This window comes from Gordonia westfalica, assembly GCF_900105725.1.
GTDB lineage: Bacteria > Actinomycetota > Actinomycetes > Mycobacteriales > Mycobacteriaceae > Gordonia > Gordonia westfalica.
Map to the genome: position 1 here is coordinate 751,713 of NZ_FNLM01000034.1, position 14,265 is coordinate 765,977.

Genomic DNA, 14,265 nt, shown 5'->3' on the forward strand with positions numbered 1-14,265 from the left:
CTCAGGCGCCGTCCAAGGCGCGGAGCGCCTCCCCGACCACGTCGAACGCGAGCGACTGCGAATAGCCTCGGCGGACCAGGAATCCGACCAGGCGTCGTAGCGTCTTCTCTCGTTCCGCGCGGTCGGCGGCGACGCGTTCGACGACCGACGGCGTCAGCTTCCGAGCGACGAGTCCCGCGGCGATCTCGCGTTCGTCATCGGGATCGATGTCGGACAGCGCCTCGACGATGATCGATTCGTCGATCCCCTTGGTGCGGAGTTCATGGCGCAGCGCCACCCGCCCCTTTCCCGAGTTCAGGTGACGCGACCGCACCCACTCCGCGGCGAAGTCGGTGTCGTCGAGCAGTCGATGCTTGTCCAGACGCGCCATCACCTCGTCGACGGCGTCGGTGTCGAATCCCTTGCGGGTCAGACGTTCCCGCATCTCCTGCCGCGAACGCGCACGGACCCCGAGCAGGCGTAGCGCGGAATCCCATGCGCTGGGTCCCTTTCGGTCGGGATTGCTGTCCCGACGCTTCTGCGTCTGCTCGGGGTCCGATGCCTTGTTCAATGTCCGCCTTAGAACTCGACCGGCGCGGGGGCTATGTCGTCGGCGTCGACGGTGGCGCCGACGCCGAGCTTCTCCTTGATCTTCTTCTCGATCTCGTCGCGGATGTCGACGTTCTCGAGCAGGAACTTGCGGGCGTTCTCCTTGCCCTGACCGAGCTGATCGCCCTCGTAGGTGAACCACGAGCCGGACTTGCGGATGAAGCCCTCGGCGACACCCATGTCGATCAGCGAGCCCTCCTTGCTGATGCCCTGCCCGTAGAGGATATCGAACTCGGCCTGCTTGAACGGCGGTGCGACCTTGTTCTTGACGACCTTCACGCGGGTGCGGTTACCGACGGCGTCCGTCCCGTCCTTGAGGGTCTCGATGCGCCGGACGTCGAGACGCACCGACGAGTAGAACTTGAGAGCCTTACCGCCCGTGGTGGTCTCGGGCGTACCGAACATGACGCCGATCTTCTCGCGCAGCTGGTTGATGAAGATCGCGGTGGTCTTGGACTGGCTGAGCGCACCGGTCATCTTGCGAAGCGCCTGACTCATCAGGCGGGCCTGCAAGCCGACATGGCTGTCGCCCATCTCGCCCTCGATCTCGGCCTTGGGCACCAGTGCGGCCACCGAGTCGATGACCAGGATGTCCAGAGCGCCCGAACGGATCAGCATGTCGGCGATCTCGAGAGCCTGCTCACCGGTGTCGGGCTGGGACACCAGCAGCGCATCGGTGTCGACACCGAGCTTGGCGGCGTAATCGGGATCGAGCGCGTGCTCGGCGTCGATGAAGGCGGCGATGCCACCCTGGGCCTGGGCATTCGCGACGGCGTGCAGTGCCACCGTGGTCTTACCCGAGGATTCCGGACCGTAGATCTCGACGACGCGGCCGCGGGGCAGACCACCGATACCGAGGGCGACGTCGAGTGCGATCGAGCCGGTCGGGATGACCTCGATCGGCTGCCGGGTCTCCTCGCCCAGGCGCATGACCGAACCCTTGCCGAAGTTCTTGTCGATCTGGGCGAGGGCCAGATCGAGTGCCTTCTCACGGTCTTGAGGCGCAGATGCCATGGGAGTTCTCCTCGGTTGTGAGCCGGATTTCCGGCGGGTGGTCGGTGCGGTCCGGGCGTTCATGTCTGAAAGGTATCGCGTGGGTCCGACAAGCCTTGGCGGCGCTCCCGGCGACCCTTTTTTCTCCTCGGTCCCGATACTTCAGACGCAGCGGCGGTCCGTACGGTTCCGTCTGATCACCAGAATGAACGAACAGGTGTTCGATGGCAAGTGCGACACGCGGGGCGTGTCACCAACGCTGACGCGGCACGTCGAAGTCGCGGCAGATGGCGACCCAGACATCCCGGGGGTCGATCCCGTCGTCGATCGCCTGCGCGCCGCTGCGTCCGCCGAACTCGGTGAGCACGTGGTCGACGAGGATCGAATCCGCCCTGGACACACCGAATTCGGTGGTCATCAGTTCGGTGAACTCGGTCAGGCGCACCGCACCACCCTACGTCGCATGACCGTCACCGGGTCCACCGTGTCGGCGCCGCTCGCCCCGATCCGTTGCGCGCGCCGCGTGTGTTCGGGATCGTCGAGGACCGTGCGGACGGCGTCGGCGACGGCGTCGACCGTGAGCGGACGTACCCACCGGCCGGCACCGGCGCGCTGTAGCCGGTTCGCCAGTTCCCACTGATCGCCGCCGCCGGGGACCGCGACCACCGGCACCCCGGCAGTCATCGCCTTGGCCAGGATCCCGTGCCCGGAGCCGCAGATCAGCACCTGCGCGTCGGCCAGCACCTCGTCCTGTCTTCCCAGGCCCACGGTGATCGGGGCCGAGCCGTCGTCGCCGAAGCCGAAACGGGCGAGGTCGTCGGCGGAGGGCCGACGCAGTCCCGAGACCACCTCTCGGACACGCCGGCCCAGGACCCGCTCGGACAGTGCCTCGAGGACCACGCCGACCATGTCGGGGGCGCCCGTCTCCGCGGTCGACGGTGCCAGCACGACGAGCGGCTCGTCACCGTCGGGACGGTCGAAGACGTCGTCGGTGGGTTCCCACAGCAGCGGACCGATCAGATGGGTGTCGGCCGGCCAGTCGGGCCGCGGCACCTCGAGTCCCGGCAGCGTGGCGACGAATCGCGCGTACGGGCCGTCGTCGACCGCCGGGAGACCGATCGACTCCCGCGCGGCGGCGCGCTGCCGCTCCCCTCTGCGGATGGACGTCGCGGTCGCGGCGCGCATCAAGGTGTCCCGGAGGCGCCCGCCGATACCGGTTCCCGGGGCGAGTCCCGAACCGATCGGCGGCAGGCCGCGGGACGGCAGGTACAGCGGGTGGGGCGACAGCTCGATCCACGGCAGGCCGACGAGCTCCGCCGCCCATCCCCCGCAGACGGTGATGACATCGGAGACGACGAGATCGGTGCCCGACTCCGACAGGACGGGGGCGAGCAGTTGCGCCATGCGCGCCGCGCGAGCGCTGAGTTTGTCGCCGGCATCGGCGTCGTCATCGACATCGGTCGCCGCGAGACCGGGTAGCCCGGCGATGTCGATGCCACGACGACGCGCGGCGTCCGACCAGTTCAGTCCGGTGTAGACCGTGGCCCGATGACCGGCCGCGACACATCGCTCGGCGAGGGCGAAGGCCGGAAACGCATGTCCCGCATCCGAACCCGCGACAAGTGCGACATGCACGTGTCGCCGGTCAGTTCTGCGTGGGCGGCTCGGTGGTCGGCGGGGTGGCCTGGGTCGCGGGCTGACCCTTCTGCAGCGGCGGCGCGGTGGCGCCGGCGGACGGCAGGGCGTCGCCGCGCATGCTGGCGCGGATCTGCTCGAGGCGTGAGTGACCGGCCATCTGGATGCCGGCCTGCTCGACCTCCTGCATCCGGCCCTGGACCGAGTTCTTGGCGAGCTCGGCCGAGCCGAGGGCGTTGGCGTAGCGACGCTCGATCTTCTCGCGCACCTGGTCGAGGTTCGGGGTGTTGCCGGGCACCGACAGCTCGCTCATCTGGTTGAGCGAAGCGCTGACCTGCTCCTGCATCTTGGCCTGCTCGAGCTGGCTGAGCAGCTTGGAACGCTCGGCGAGCTTCTGCTGGAGGATCATCGCGTTGCGCTCGACGGCCTTCTTGGCCTGATCGGCGGCCTGCAGCGACTGATCGTGCAGCGATTTGAGGTCCTCGACGCTCTGCTCGGCGGTCACCAACTGCGCGGCGAAGGCCTCGGCGGCGTTCGTGTACTCGGTGGCCTTCTGGGTGTCGCCGGCGGCAGCGGCCTGATCGGCGAGCGTCAGCGCCTGCCGGGTGTTGGCCTGCAGGCGCTCGATGTCCTCGAGCTGCCGGTTGAGCTTCATCTCGAGCTGTCGCTGATTGCCGATGACCGAGGCGGCCTGCTGGGACAACGCCTGATGCTGACGCTGAGCATCTTCGATCGCCTGCTGGATCTGGACCTTCGGGTCGGCGTGTTCGTCGATCTTCGCGTTACCGAGTGCGGTCAGATAACGCCACAACTTCACGAACGGGTTCGCCATGCTCTACGTCACTCCATTCAGGGGTTTGAGAGAACTGTGCACACCAATCTAGTGGCTGCGGGTACCGATGAGGCCACAGCACGCCGAATGGTCATTCGGACGATCAGGATCAGGCCGCGGCCAGCGCGGTGTCGTGGCGTCCGGCGGGTGCGGGGATGACCACCTTCGTCGCGGTCAGACCGGCCTCGGCCACCTCGGCGGCCACCGTCTCGGCGGGACGCATCGCGTTCCCGACGTCGAGGAGGAGGTCGGCGATCTCCACGTCGAGTGCATCGCAGATGGCCGCGAGCAGTTCGCTCGAGGCCTCCTTCTGGCCGCGCTCGACCTCGGAGAGGTAACCCAGGCTGACGCGTGCACCGGTGGACACCTCGCGCAGGGTCCGGCCCTGCTGCGTGCGGACCCGACGCAGGCTGTCGCCGAGCGCCTCACGTAAGAGCATCGCCATCGAGTCTCCTCTCCCTGTCCACTGTCAGAGAACGCCTCACGCGGCCGAATGGTTCCCGGCCGCGGTTCCCCCGACGATAGTCGAACTCAGCGCCCCGCGCCGGTTCCTCCCACGGCCCGTCGCTTGTGCGGCGCCGGCTCCGGATCGGGGGTGTCGGTGCTGGACCGCACCTTGATCGCCTGCCACGTGTAGTCGAGGCCGGTGTAGATGGTGACGACCACCGCGAGACCCATCACGATGTCGGCGGCGAGGTGCCATCCGCCGCCGAGCGGCGCCAGGTACAACCCGATCGCGACCGCCTGCAGCAGCGTCTTGAGCTTGCCGCCGCGGCTGGCGGGGATCACCTTGTGGCGCAACACCCAGAAGCGCAACGCGGTGACCCACACTTCGCGCGCGACGATGACCGCGGTGACCCACCACGGCAGGATGCCGAGGATCGAGAGCCCGACGAGCGCGCCGCCGATGAGGGCCTTGTCGGCGATCGGGTCGGCCATCTTGCCGAAGTCGGTGATCAGGCCGCGCTCCCGGGCGATGCGTCCGTCGTACCGATCGGTGAGGGCCGCGACCACGAAGACGACCGTCGCGATCGTGCGCCACAGCGTCGACTCACCGGACTCCATGAATAACGCCACCAGGAACACCGGGACCAGGAGGATCCGGAAGACGGTGAGTGCGTTGGCGATGTTGACGACCGGGACCGGGTCGACGGGGTCGGTGATGTGGTCCGGCCCGCGGCCCACATTTGCGATACCTTTTTCGTCGACGGCCCGCCGAATGCGATCGGTCATGAGCACACCCCCGGGCGCGGACAGGTTCCGCGATACACGGGAATTCTCATACGCACGCCCAACAGGGTATCGGCCCGCGCCGCGTGGCAGGTCAACCGGGCCGATCCGCGCGGACGCGCCCAGGGATCACCGCGGGACGCGCGGGCCCCGCAGGACTAAGGTGTGTTCCCATGTCCCCCGTCTCCCCGGAGCCCGCCGAATCCCGATCCGCGGCGGATCCCGTTGCGCCCGAACCGACTACTGGCGATGTCGTGGTCCGACGCGCGCGTACGTCGGACGTGCCGCGCGTCAAGGAGCTGATCGACAAGTACGCGGGGAAGATCCTCCTGGAGAAGAACCTCGTCACCCTGTACGAGTCCGTGCAGGAGTTCTGGGTGGCCGACCTCGACGGCATGGTCGTGGGTTGCGGTGCGCTCCACGTGCTGTGGGCCGACCTCGGCGAGGTCCGCACGGTTGCGGTCGACCCGACGTTCTCCGGCCGCGGTATCGGGCACAAGATCGTCGGCCGGTTGATGGAGGTCGCCCGAGAGCTCGCGCTGTCCCGCGTCTTCGTGCTGACGTTCGAGACGAGCTTCTTCGCCCGGCACGGCTTCAGCGAGATCCAGGGCACCCCCGTCACCCGCGAGGTGTTCGAGGAGATGTGTCGCTCCTACGACACGGGTGTCGCCGAGTTCCTCGACCTGAGTTACGTCAAACCCAACACCCTGGGCAACACCAGGATGCTGGCCACCATCTCCCAGGAGTGAGCAGATGCCCTATTTCGCAGTGCAGTACACCTACCGTCCGGGCAAGGCCATGCTCCGCGACGAGCACCGGCCGCTCCATCGGGAGTGGCTGGGAGAAGAGCACAAGGCGGGCAACGTGCTCGTCGCGGGACCGTACCCGGACGGGTCGGGCGCGCTGATCATCATCAGCGCGGCCGACCTCGAGGCGGCCGAGGCGTTCCTCGCCAACGACCCGTTCCAGGCCCACCAGGCCGTCGACGCGATCCGCATCGACGAGTGGACTCAGGTCTTCGGGCCGTTCGGCGCCTGAGCCGAGTCCTCCCGGCCGGCGACCCCCCGCCGGCTCTTCACCAGGCTCGCGACGGTGGTGATGACGAGGACACCCAGGATCACCGAGAGCGACAGCGGCGTCGAGATCTCCGGGACGCTCACGTGCTCGCCGCCGTTGATGAAGGGCAGGGTGTTCTCGTGCAGGGCGTGCAGGACCAGCTTGGTGCCGATGAACGCCAGGATGATCGACAGGCCGATCGACAGGTACACGAGCCGGTCGAGCAGTCCGCCGAGCAGGAAGTACAGCTGGCGCAGGCCCATGAGCGCAAAGGCGTTGGCGGTGAACACCAGGTACGGCTCTGAGGTCAGGCCGTAGATCGCCGGGATCGAGTCGAGGGCGAACAGCACGTCGGTGAAGCCGATGACGATGAGCACCATGAGCATCGGCGTCGCGAGCCGCTTGCCGTTGACACGGGTGAAGAGCTTGTCTCGGTCGTAGGAGTCATGGGTGCGCAGGAACCGCTTGACGAAACGTTCGAGCCGTGTCTCCCGCTGCTCCTCGTGCTCGACGGGGTCGTCGCTCTCGCGGACCAGCTTGACCGCGGTGAAGATCAGGAAGGCGCCGAACAGGTAGAAGACCCAGCTGTAGGCGTTGATGGCGGCCGCGCCGACGGCGATGAAGATACCGCGCATGGCCAGCGCCATGACGATGCCGAGCAGCAGCACCTTTTGCTGGTACTCCGGCGGCACCGCGAACTTCGCCATGATGATGACGAAGACGAACAGGTTGTCCACCGAGAGCGCCTTCTCGGTGACGTATCCGGCGAAGTACTCACCGCCGAACGTCGACCCCCACTTCCACCAGACGAACAGACCGAACACGATCGCGATCGTGATGTACACCGCAGACCAGGTGCCCGATTCCTTGAGCGACGGGGCGTGCGGCACGCGCACGTGGGAGAAGAAGTCGAACACGAACAATCCGAGGATCACCGCAACGGTGATCAGCCACACGGATACAGAGACATCCACAGAATTCCTCCAGCAGGCAGCTTCAGCTGACGAGCCAGAGGTCTCTCCCGCCGAAATGGCGGCCGACGCTCCGGGCCAGGGCTGCGACGATGATCGGCATCATCGCGGGCCGTGACCGTATTGACGGAGACGCCGCGTCGGGGATACTCCCCTCATGGATCTGCCGCCACCTTAGTACAGGCTGTAGTAAGTCCGCAGAAACCCCAGTTCAGAAGGTTTCTCAGTCTCCCGAACCGTCGGTTTCCTCGCCACCACCGGTGATCGAGGCGATGACCCCGGCGAGCTCGTCGGGTTTGACGAGCACCTCGCGCGCCTTGGAACCCTCGCTCGGTCCGACGACGCCTCGTGTCTCCATGAGGTCCATCAGGCGGCCCGCCTTGGCGAAGCCGACGCGCAGCTTGCGCTGGAGCATCGACGTCGAGCCGAACTGGCTGGAGACGACGAGCTCGATCGCCTGCAGCAGGTCGTCGAGGTCGTTGCCGATGTCGCTGTCGATGTCTTTCTTGTCGCCGGCCTTCGCCGCGGTGACGCCCTCGGTGTACTCCGGCTCGGCCTGTTCCTTGGCGAAGTCGACGACGGCCGCGATCTCCTCGTCGGAGATGTAGGCGCCCTGCATGCGGATGGGCTTGTTGGCGCCCATCGGCAGGAACAGGCCGTCACCCATGCCGATGAGCTTCTCGGCACCGGGCTGATCGAGGATGACGCGCGAGTCGGTCAGCGACGACGTGGCGAACGCGAGGCGCGACGGCACGTTCGTCTTGATCAGACCGGTGACGACGTCGACCGACGGGCGCTGCGTCGCGAGGACCAGGTGGATACCGGCGGCGCGCGCCTTCTGGGTGATGCGCACGATCGCCTCCTCGACGTCGCGCGGTGCGGTCATCATCAGGTCGGCGAGCTCGTCGACGATGGCGAGGATGTACGGGTACGGCTTGTAGACGCGTTCGCTGCCCAGCGGGGTGGTGATGTCCCCCGAGCGCACCTTCGCGTTGAAGTCGTCGATGTGACGCACCCGCGAGGCCTTCATGTCCTGGTAGCGCTGCTCCATCTCCTCCACCAGCCAGGCGAGGGCCGCGGCGGCCTTCTTGGGCTGGGTGATGATGGGCGTGATCAGGTGCGGGATGCCCTCGTACGGCGTGAGTTCCACCATCTTCGGGTCGATGAGGATCATCCGGACCTGGTCGGGCGTGGCGCGGCTCAGCAGCGAGACCAGCATCGAGTTGACGAAGCTCGACTTACCCGAGCCGGTCGAACCGGCGACGAGCAGGTGCGGCATCTTCGCCAGGTTCGCGCTGACGAAGTCGCCCTCGATGTCCTTGCCCAGACCGATGACCAGCGGGTGCTTGTCCTTGCGGGTCGACGGGGCGCTGAGGACGTCGGCCAGGCGGACCATCTCCCGGTCGGCGTTGGGCACCTCGATACCGACCGCGGACTTGCCGGGGATCGGCGCCAGCAGACGCACGTTGTCGGTCGCCGCGGCGTAGGCGATGTTGCGCTGTAGCGCGGTGATCTTCTCGACCTTCACGCCCGGCCCGAGCTCGACCTCGTACCGGGTGACCGTCGGTCCGCGGGTGTAGCCGGTGACGGCGGCGTCGATCTTGAACTGTTCGAGGACGCCGGTCATCCGGTCGATCATCTCGTCGTTGGCGCTGGTGCCGGCCTTCGGCGGATCGCCCTCGAGCAGTAGATGCGGCGGCGGGAGGATGTAGTCCCCCTCGGCGGCCGGGGCCGTCGACGAGAAGGTCTCCTCCTCGTCGAGGTCTGGTTCCGGCTCCGGCTCGGGCGCCGGCTTGGGTGCAGGCTTGGGAGCCGGACGCGCGGCCGGCGTCGTACGGCGGAAGGCGGCCGGGCGGGCCGGGGGCTCGATCACCTCGGTCATCTGCTCGTCGGCGGCGTTGTCACCGAACGGCTCGGTGAACGCGTCGGCGAAGTTCTCGGTGACCGCTTCCTCGATCGGTTCGTCGGCGATCTTGGCCGGCTTGCGACGCGACCGGCTCGTGGTCCGGGCCGACGTCTCGTCCGGCGGGTAGTTGTCGTACGGGTTCGACGAGTACTGGCGACGGGTCGCGCGGGAGCCGTAGGCGTCATCGTCGTCGGCGGGTGCCGCCGGGTCGCCGAAGTCGGGGTCCTCGTAGTTCTCCGCGTCCTCGTCCCAGTCGAGGTCGCCCTCCCAGGGCGCATCGTCGGCACCGGCCACGCCCAGTCCGAGGTATCCGGCCGCGGCGTCGACGACCTCGCGAACGGTCCGCCCGCTGAGGATGAGGACACCGAAAGCCATGCACAGCAACAGGATCGGAACCGATACCCAGGCGGTGACGCCTGCGGTGAGCGGGGTGCCGATGGCGAAACCGACGAAGCCCGCCGCGGCCGAACGGCCCGGCAGATCCAGCGGCGCACCCGCGATGAGATGCATGATGCCCAGCAGCGGCAGCACGACGAGGAATCCGCCGCCGACGTAACGGCCACGACGGTCGGGTGCGGCCGGACGTCGCATCAGCATGATCGCGAGTACGACGAGAGCCACCGGGACCACGACGGCCGCGGACCCGACGATCGCGCGGATCAGCGCCTCGATGAAGGCGCCGACCGGTCCGGCGGCGCCGAACCACACGCTCGCCGCGAACAGGAGACCCAGCGCCAGCAGACCGAGCGCGACGCCGTCCCGGCGATGACTGTGCCCCTGACCGCCCGACCTCTGGGCGCGCGCGCCCCGCGGGTCGGCATCGAGATCGTCGTCGTACTCGGTGTCGTCACCGTCGACGGCGTCCAGATCGAAATCGTCGTCGTCGAACGGGCGCGGCTCGGGACGCGGTCCGCGGCCGACGCCGGAACCCACGCGGGCGGCGCTGCCGACCCCGCGGGCGAACAGCGACCAGCCCGCGCCGATCCCCTTCCCCACCGCGGAGGCGCCGGCGGCAGCCACCGAACGACGGTGCAGATCGACCGATTCGGCCGAGGCGGAGGTGTTGCGGCGTCGCGGCGTCGCGGTCGCGGACTGCCGGGCCTGGGACTTGCCACCGGTGGAACGACCGGTCGTCCGCGACGACCCGGACTTGCTCGAACGGGCCTTGCCGGCCCCGCCCTTGCCCGCCCCGGTCTTGCTCGCACCGGTCTTGCTCGCACCGGTCTTGCTCGAACCGCCCCGGCTCGCGCTCGAGCGAGTCGCCGAACCGGTCGACCGTCCGCTGCTCTTGGCACCCGATCGCGTGCCGGATGCCCTCGACCCAGACGCGGACGTGCGCGTACCCGTGCTTGCCTTCGAAGCCATACCGACAGACTAGTCGGCAGAGTTCACTTCAGTCACATGGGCAACACCGATAACGGCGCCGTGTCGAAGTTGTTACCCGGCCGCATCGGGACACGCCCTATAGGCCGTGAGAACTCTCACGAACCGCGGCGATCGCGGCCGCATCGCCGTCGAAGGTCACCGCGACCGGGGCGCGTCCGAATGCGAACAGGACCAGTTCGCCGACCGATCCGGTGACCACCACCTCGTTCCCGGAGCCGACGGTGACCAGGTCCTCGCCGGTGGTCGTGCGCAGGGTCAGGCGCGCGGGGACCTTCTTCAGCGTCATCCTGGCCATCGAGGTGGCCGGACCGCGCAGTTCGGCCTCGAGTTCGGGTGAGAGCATCCGCGGCGTCCATCGACCCTCCGGGTCCGCTCCCCCGCGCAGTACGTCCTCGTGGTGGACGAACATCTCGGCGAGGTTGGCGAACCGGTCGACCAGTTTGAACGGCGAGTATACGGGCGGACCCGACGCGAGCTCGGCGAGCAGTTCGTCGAAGTCCCGCTGGGCCGCCTTCCTCCGCACCTTCTCGGTGTATCCGGCGAACGCGGGGATCATGATGCCCGGCCCGGTGTCGGGTCGCCGTTCGCGAACGACGAGATGGGCCAACAGATCGCGGGTGGTCCAGCCCTCACAGAGGGTGGGCGCGTCCGGGCCCACCTTCTTCAGGGTCTCGACGAGAGCCGCTCGTTCTTCCTGTGCACCGGTCACCCGCTCCACAGTAACGAGCGTTTCGGCGATACCGCCGTACCGATTTACTCGGCGCCCACCGCGAGCACCGTCGGGACGATCATCGGCCGGCGTCGGTAGACGTCGGAAACCCAGCGGCCCACGGCGCGCCGGATGCCCTGCGCGATGCGGTGGGCGTCGGTGACGCCCTCGGCGGCCAGCGAGTCGAGGACCTGGTTGACCAGGTCGGCGGCCGCCTTGAGCGCATCCGGGTCGTCGGAGAAGCCGCGTCCGGAGACCTCCGGTGAGCTGACCGCGCGTCCCGTCGTCGCATCGATCGCGACGGTGATCGCGATGAAGCCGCCCTCGCCGAGCACGAGACGCTCGGACAGGGTCGACTCGCCGACGTCGCCGACCGACAGGCCGTCGACGTAGACGTGTCCGACCGGAACCCGGCCGACGATCTCGGCCCGGCCGTCGACGAGGTCGACCACGACGCCGTCCTCGGCCAGCACGACCCGGTCCTCCGGCACGCCGGTCGCGACCGCGAGCGCCGCGTTCGCGCGCAGGTGGCGCCACTCGCCGTGCACCGGCATCGCATTCGACGGCCGCACCGCGTTGTACAGGTAGAGCAGTTCGCCGGCCGAGGCGTGGCCGGACACGTGGACCTTCGCGCTCTGCTGGGTGATGACGGTCGCGCCGCGCTTGGCGAGTCCGTTGACCACGGCGAAGACCGAGTTCTCGTTACCCGGGATCAGCGACGACGCCAGCACGACGAGGTCGTCGGCGCGGATGTTGATCTGACGGTGTTCACCGCGGGCCATCCGCGACAGCGCCGACAGTGGTTCGCCCTGCGAACCGGTGGAGATCAGCACGACGCGATGGTCGGGAAGCGTTGCGGCGGTGTCGAGGTCGACGACCACCCCGTCGGGCACCGACAGGTAGCCGAGGTCCTGTGCGATCTGCATGTTCCGCACCATCGACCGGCCGACGAAGGTGACGCGACGGTTGTGGGTGTGCGCGACGTCGATGATCTGCTGGATGCGGTGTACGTGGCTCGCGAACGATGCCACGATGACGCGCTGTTTGGCCTTGCCGATCACCTGGTCGAGCACGCCGCCGATCTCGCGTTCGGGGGTGACGAAGCCGGGGACCTCGGCATTGGTCGAGTCGACGAGGAACAGGTCCACGCCCTCGTCGCCGAGGCGGCTGAAGCCGGCGAGGTCGGTGAGACGACCGTCGAGGGGCAGCTGGTCGAGCTTGATGTCACCGGTGTGCAGCGCGACACCCGCCGGCGTGCGGATGGCGACCGCGATGGCGTCGGGGATCGAGTGGTTGACGGCGAAGTACTCGCACTCGAACGGACCGTGCGTGGTCCGCTCCCCCTCGGTGACCTGGACGAGCTTGGGCCGCAGCCGATGTTCCCGACACTTGGCCTCGACGAGGGCGAGCGTGAACTTCGATCCGACGACCGGGATGTCGCTGCGCAGACGCAGCAGGAACGGGATGGCGCCGATGTGGTCCTCGTGCCCGTGGGTGAGGATCACCGCGTCGACGTCGTCCATGCGGTCCTCGATGTAGCGGAAGTCCGGCAGGATCAGGTCGACGCCGGGCTGCTGGTCCTCGGGGAACAGCACGCCGCAGTCGACGATCAGCAGACGACCGTCGTACTCGAAGACCGTCATGTTGCGGCCGATCTCGCCGATACCGCCGAGTGCGACGATCCGCAGTCCGCCCTTGGGCAGACGACGCGGGGGGCCGAGACGGTCCACCGGCGCCGGGGTCGCCGGCTCGTTCCGGCGACCACGGGAGTCGCCACCGCGCTCATGACGACCCCGCCTGCCGCCCGACGACGAGCCGGACCGCTGCCTGGCGGAGTGCTTGGGAGCGGACTCGGTCTGCTTGGCCGGAGCAGCCGCGGGCGCCTCGGGTGCGGTGGTGGCAGGTACGGGATCCACCGGTACGGCTTCCACCGGCGGCGTGACGGGTGGCCCGGCCTTCCGGGACGCGGCGCGGCGTCGGGTGCGCGCCGGCCGTGCTTCGGGACCGTTGGTGTCGCTGCCGGTGTTGTCGGACATCAGGCGAGAACACCTGCCGCACGTAGATCCACGATCAACTCCTCGATCTGAGGCCCGGTTGCGGGCACCTGTGGCAGACGCGGGTCGCCGACCTCGAGTCCGAGGACGCGCAGCGCCGCCTTCACCATCGTGACACCTCCGAGGCGACCCATGGCGTTGACGAGCGGGAGCATCGACGTGTTGAGCGACCGCGCCGTGGCGAGATCACCCTTCTCGACGGCGATCTGCATCTCGCGCAAGCGATCCGGCACGAGGTGCCCGATCACGCTGACGAACCCGGTGGCACCGATCGACAGCCACGGCAGGTTCAGGGCGTCCTCACCCGAGAGGTACTCGAGCTTGGTGGAGGCGATGAGGCCGGCGGCCGAGTGCAGATCGCCCTTGGCGTCCTTGACGCCACGGATGTTCGGATGTTCGGCGAGCGCGAGCATCGTCTCGTTGGCGATGGGCACCACCGAGCGCGGCGGGATGTCGTAGAGCAGCACGGGAAGTGCGGTGGCATCGGCGACGGTCCGGAAGTGCGCGAGGATGCCCGCCTGGGGCGGCTTGGAGTAGTACGGGGTCACCACGAGCAGGCCGTGGGCGCCGATCTTCTCCGACTCGATCGCGAACCGCACGCTCTCGGCGGTGTCGTAGCTGCCGGCACCCTGGGTGATCCGGGCGCGGTCGCCGACGGTGTCCAGCACGACGCGCAGGAGATCGAGCTTCTCGGGCACGGTGGTGGTCGGCGATTCGCCGGTGGTGCCGGATACGACAAGCCCGTCGCAACCCTTCGACACGAGGTGGTCGGCCAGGACGGCGGCCTTGTCCAGATCGAGACTTCCGTCGGGACGGAAGGGGGTCACCATCGCCACCACGTTCGTCCCGAAGGGATGCTCGTGCAGCGGTTCCTGGACTGCGTTCATGGTGCTAAAGGCTACCGC

The 14,265-nt window shown here is 68.3% G+C and carries 14 protein-coding genes; 2 read left to right on the top strand and 12 right to left on the bottom strand.

The annotated features are described in order from the left end of the window. Position 1 precedes the first annotated feature (1 nt). The 7 genes from BLU62_RS08765 to pgsA all read right to left on the bottom strand — a co-directional run bounded on the left by BLU62_RS08765 (position 2) and on the right by pgsA (position 5,281). The gene (locus BLU62_RS08765; protein WP_074849155.1) at positions 2 to 550 is read right to left on the bottom strand and encodes a regulatory protein RecX; all 549 of its coding nucleotides are present in this window, start codon (positions 548 to 550) and stop codon (positions 2 to 4) included. A gap of 8 nt (positions 551 to 558) precedes the next feature. Then, complete coding sequence (gene recA, locus BLU62_RS08770) at positions 559 to 1,602, bottom strand: recombinase RecA (protein ID WP_074849156.1); 1,044 nt, start codon at positions 1,600 to 1,602, stop codon at positions 559 to 561. A 229-nt stretch (positions 1,603 to 1,831) separates the two neighbouring features. Beyond that, positions 1,832 to 2,026 (bottom strand): DUF3046 domain-containing protein, encoded by a 195-nt coding sequence (locus BLU62_RS08775; RefSeq protein ID WP_074849157.1) that lies wholly within the window; start codon positions 2,024 to 2,026, stop codon positions 1,832 to 1,834. Further along, a complete protein-coding gene (locus BLU62_RS08780) occupies positions 2,017 to 3,216 on the bottom strand; it encodes a glycosyltransferase (protein ID WP_074849158.1) in 1,200 nt (399 codons plus the stop codon). The genes BLU62_RS08775 and BLU62_RS08780 overlap by 10 nt, the downstream gene beginning before the upstream one ends. 10 nt (positions 3,217 to 3,226) lie before the next feature. After that, complete coding sequence (gene pspA / locus BLU62_RS08785; protein ID WP_074849159.1) at positions 3,227 to 4,048, bottom strand: phage shock protein PspA; 822 nt, start codon at positions 4,046 to 4,048, stop codon at positions 3,227 to 3,229. A 109-nt stretch (positions 4,049 to 4,157) separates the two neighbouring features. Further along, positions 4,158 to 4,493 carry a helix-turn-helix domain-containing protein gene (locus BLU62_RS08790; protein ID WP_074849160.1) on the bottom strand — a complete coding sequence of 112 codons (336 nt, stop codon included), beginning with the start codon at positions 4,491 to 4,493 and terminating at the stop codon, positions 4,158 to 4,160. 86 nt (positions 4,494 to 4,579) lie between these two features. Further along, positions 4,580 to 5,281, bottom strand: a complete 702-nt coding sequence (gene pgsA, locus BLU62_RS08795) for a CDP-diacylglycerol--glycerol-3-phosphate 3-phosphatidyltransferase (protein WP_074852777.1) — start codon at positions 5,279 to 5,281, stop codon at positions 4,580 to 4,582. A gap of 170 nt (positions 5,282 to 5,451) precedes the next feature. On the opposite strand from pgsA, the gene BLU62_RS08805 reads away from it, so the two are divergent. Both BLU62_RS08805 and BLU62_RS08810 read left to right on the top strand, forming a co-directional pair. After that, entirely contained in the window at positions 5,452 to 6,027 is a 576-nt protein-coding gene (locus BLU62_RS08805) for an amino-acid N-acetyltransferase (RefSeq protein ID WP_208863614.1), read from the top strand. Positions 6,028 to 6,031: 4 nt separating this feature from the next. Beyond that, positions 6,032 to 6,316, top strand: a complete 285-nt coding sequence (locus BLU62_RS08810; RefSeq protein ID WP_074849162.1) for a YciI family protein — start codon at positions 6,032 to 6,034, stop codon at positions 6,314 to 6,316. Here BLU62_RS08810 and BLU62_RS08815 read toward each other — a convergent pair. From BLU62_RS08815 to dapA, 5 genes are all read right to left on the bottom strand, one after another. Further along, positions 6,289 to 7,308 carry a TerC family protein gene (locus BLU62_RS08815; protein WP_074849163.1) on the bottom strand — a complete coding sequence of 340 codons (1,020 nt, stop codon included), beginning with the start codon at positions 7,306 to 7,308 and terminating at the stop codon, positions 6,289 to 6,291. The genes BLU62_RS08810 and BLU62_RS08815 overlap by 28 nt on opposite strands. A gap of 220 nt (positions 7,309 to 7,528) precedes the next feature. After that, a complete protein-coding gene (locus BLU62_RS08820; RefSeq protein WP_074849164.1) occupies positions 7,529 to 10,576 on the bottom strand; it encodes a DNA translocase FtsK in 3,048 nt (1,015 codons plus the stop codon). A 97-nt stretch (positions 10,577 to 10,673) separates the two neighbouring features. Beyond that, a complete protein-coding gene (locus BLU62_RS08825; protein WP_074852779.1) occupies positions 10,674 to 11,306 on the bottom strand; it encodes a TIGR03085 family metal-binding protein in 633 nt (210 codons plus the stop codon). A gap of 44 nt (positions 11,307 to 11,350) precedes the next feature. Next, a complete protein-coding gene (locus BLU62_RS08830; protein ID WP_074849165.1) occupies positions 11,351 to 13,342 on the bottom strand; it encodes a ribonuclease J in 1,992 nt (663 codons plus the stop codon). Further along, complete coding sequence (gene dapA / locus BLU62_RS08835) at positions 13,342 to 14,247, bottom strand: 4-hydroxy-tetrahydrodipicolinate synthase (protein ID WP_074849166.1); 906 nt, start codon at positions 14,245 to 14,247, stop codon at positions 13,342 to 13,344. The genes BLU62_RS08830 and dapA overlap by 1 nt, the downstream gene beginning before the upstream one ends. Positions 14,248 to 14,265: the final 18 nt, after the last annotated feature.

What these genes read in the sequence shown, in the direction of transcription:
- recA (WP_074849156.1), bottom strand. Translation starts at nt 1,602, where the DNA reads ATGGCATCTGCGCCTCAAGACCGTGAGAAGGCACTCGATCTGGCCCTC.
- pspA (WP_074849159.1), bottom strand. Translation starts at nt 4,048, where the DNA reads ATGGCGAACCCGTTCGTGAAGTTGTGGCGTTATCTGACCGCACTCGGT.
- BLU62_RS08790 (WP_074849160.1), bottom strand. Translation starts at nt 4,493, where the DNA reads ATGGCGATGCTCTTACGTGAGGCGCTCGGCGACAGCCTGCGTCGGGTC.
- pgsA (WP_074852777.1), bottom strand. Translation starts at nt 5,281, where the DNA reads ATGACCGATCGCATTCGGCGGGCCGTCGACGAAAAAGGTATCGCAAAT.
- BLU62_RS08805 (WP_208863614.1), top strand. Translation starts at nt 5,452, where the DNA reads ATGTCCCCCGTCTCCCCGGAGCCCGCCGAATCCCGATCCGCGGCGGAT.
- BLU62_RS08810 (WP_074849162.1), top strand. Translation starts at nt 6,032, where the DNA reads ATGCCCTATTTCGCAGTGCAGTACACCTACCGTCCGGGCAAGGCCATG.
- BLU62_RS08820 (WP_074849164.1), bottom strand. Translation starts at nt 10,576, where the DNA reads ATGGCTTCGAAGGCAAGCACGGGTACGCGCACGTCCGCGTCTGGGTCG.
- BLU62_RS08830 (WP_074849165.1), bottom strand. Translation starts at nt 13,342, where the DNA reads ATGTCCGACAACACCGGCAGCGACACCAACGGTCCCGAAGCACGGCCG.
- dapA (WP_074849166.1), bottom strand. Translation starts at nt 14,247, where the DNA reads ATGAACGCAGTCCAGGAACCGCTGCACGAGCATCCCTTCGGGACGAAC.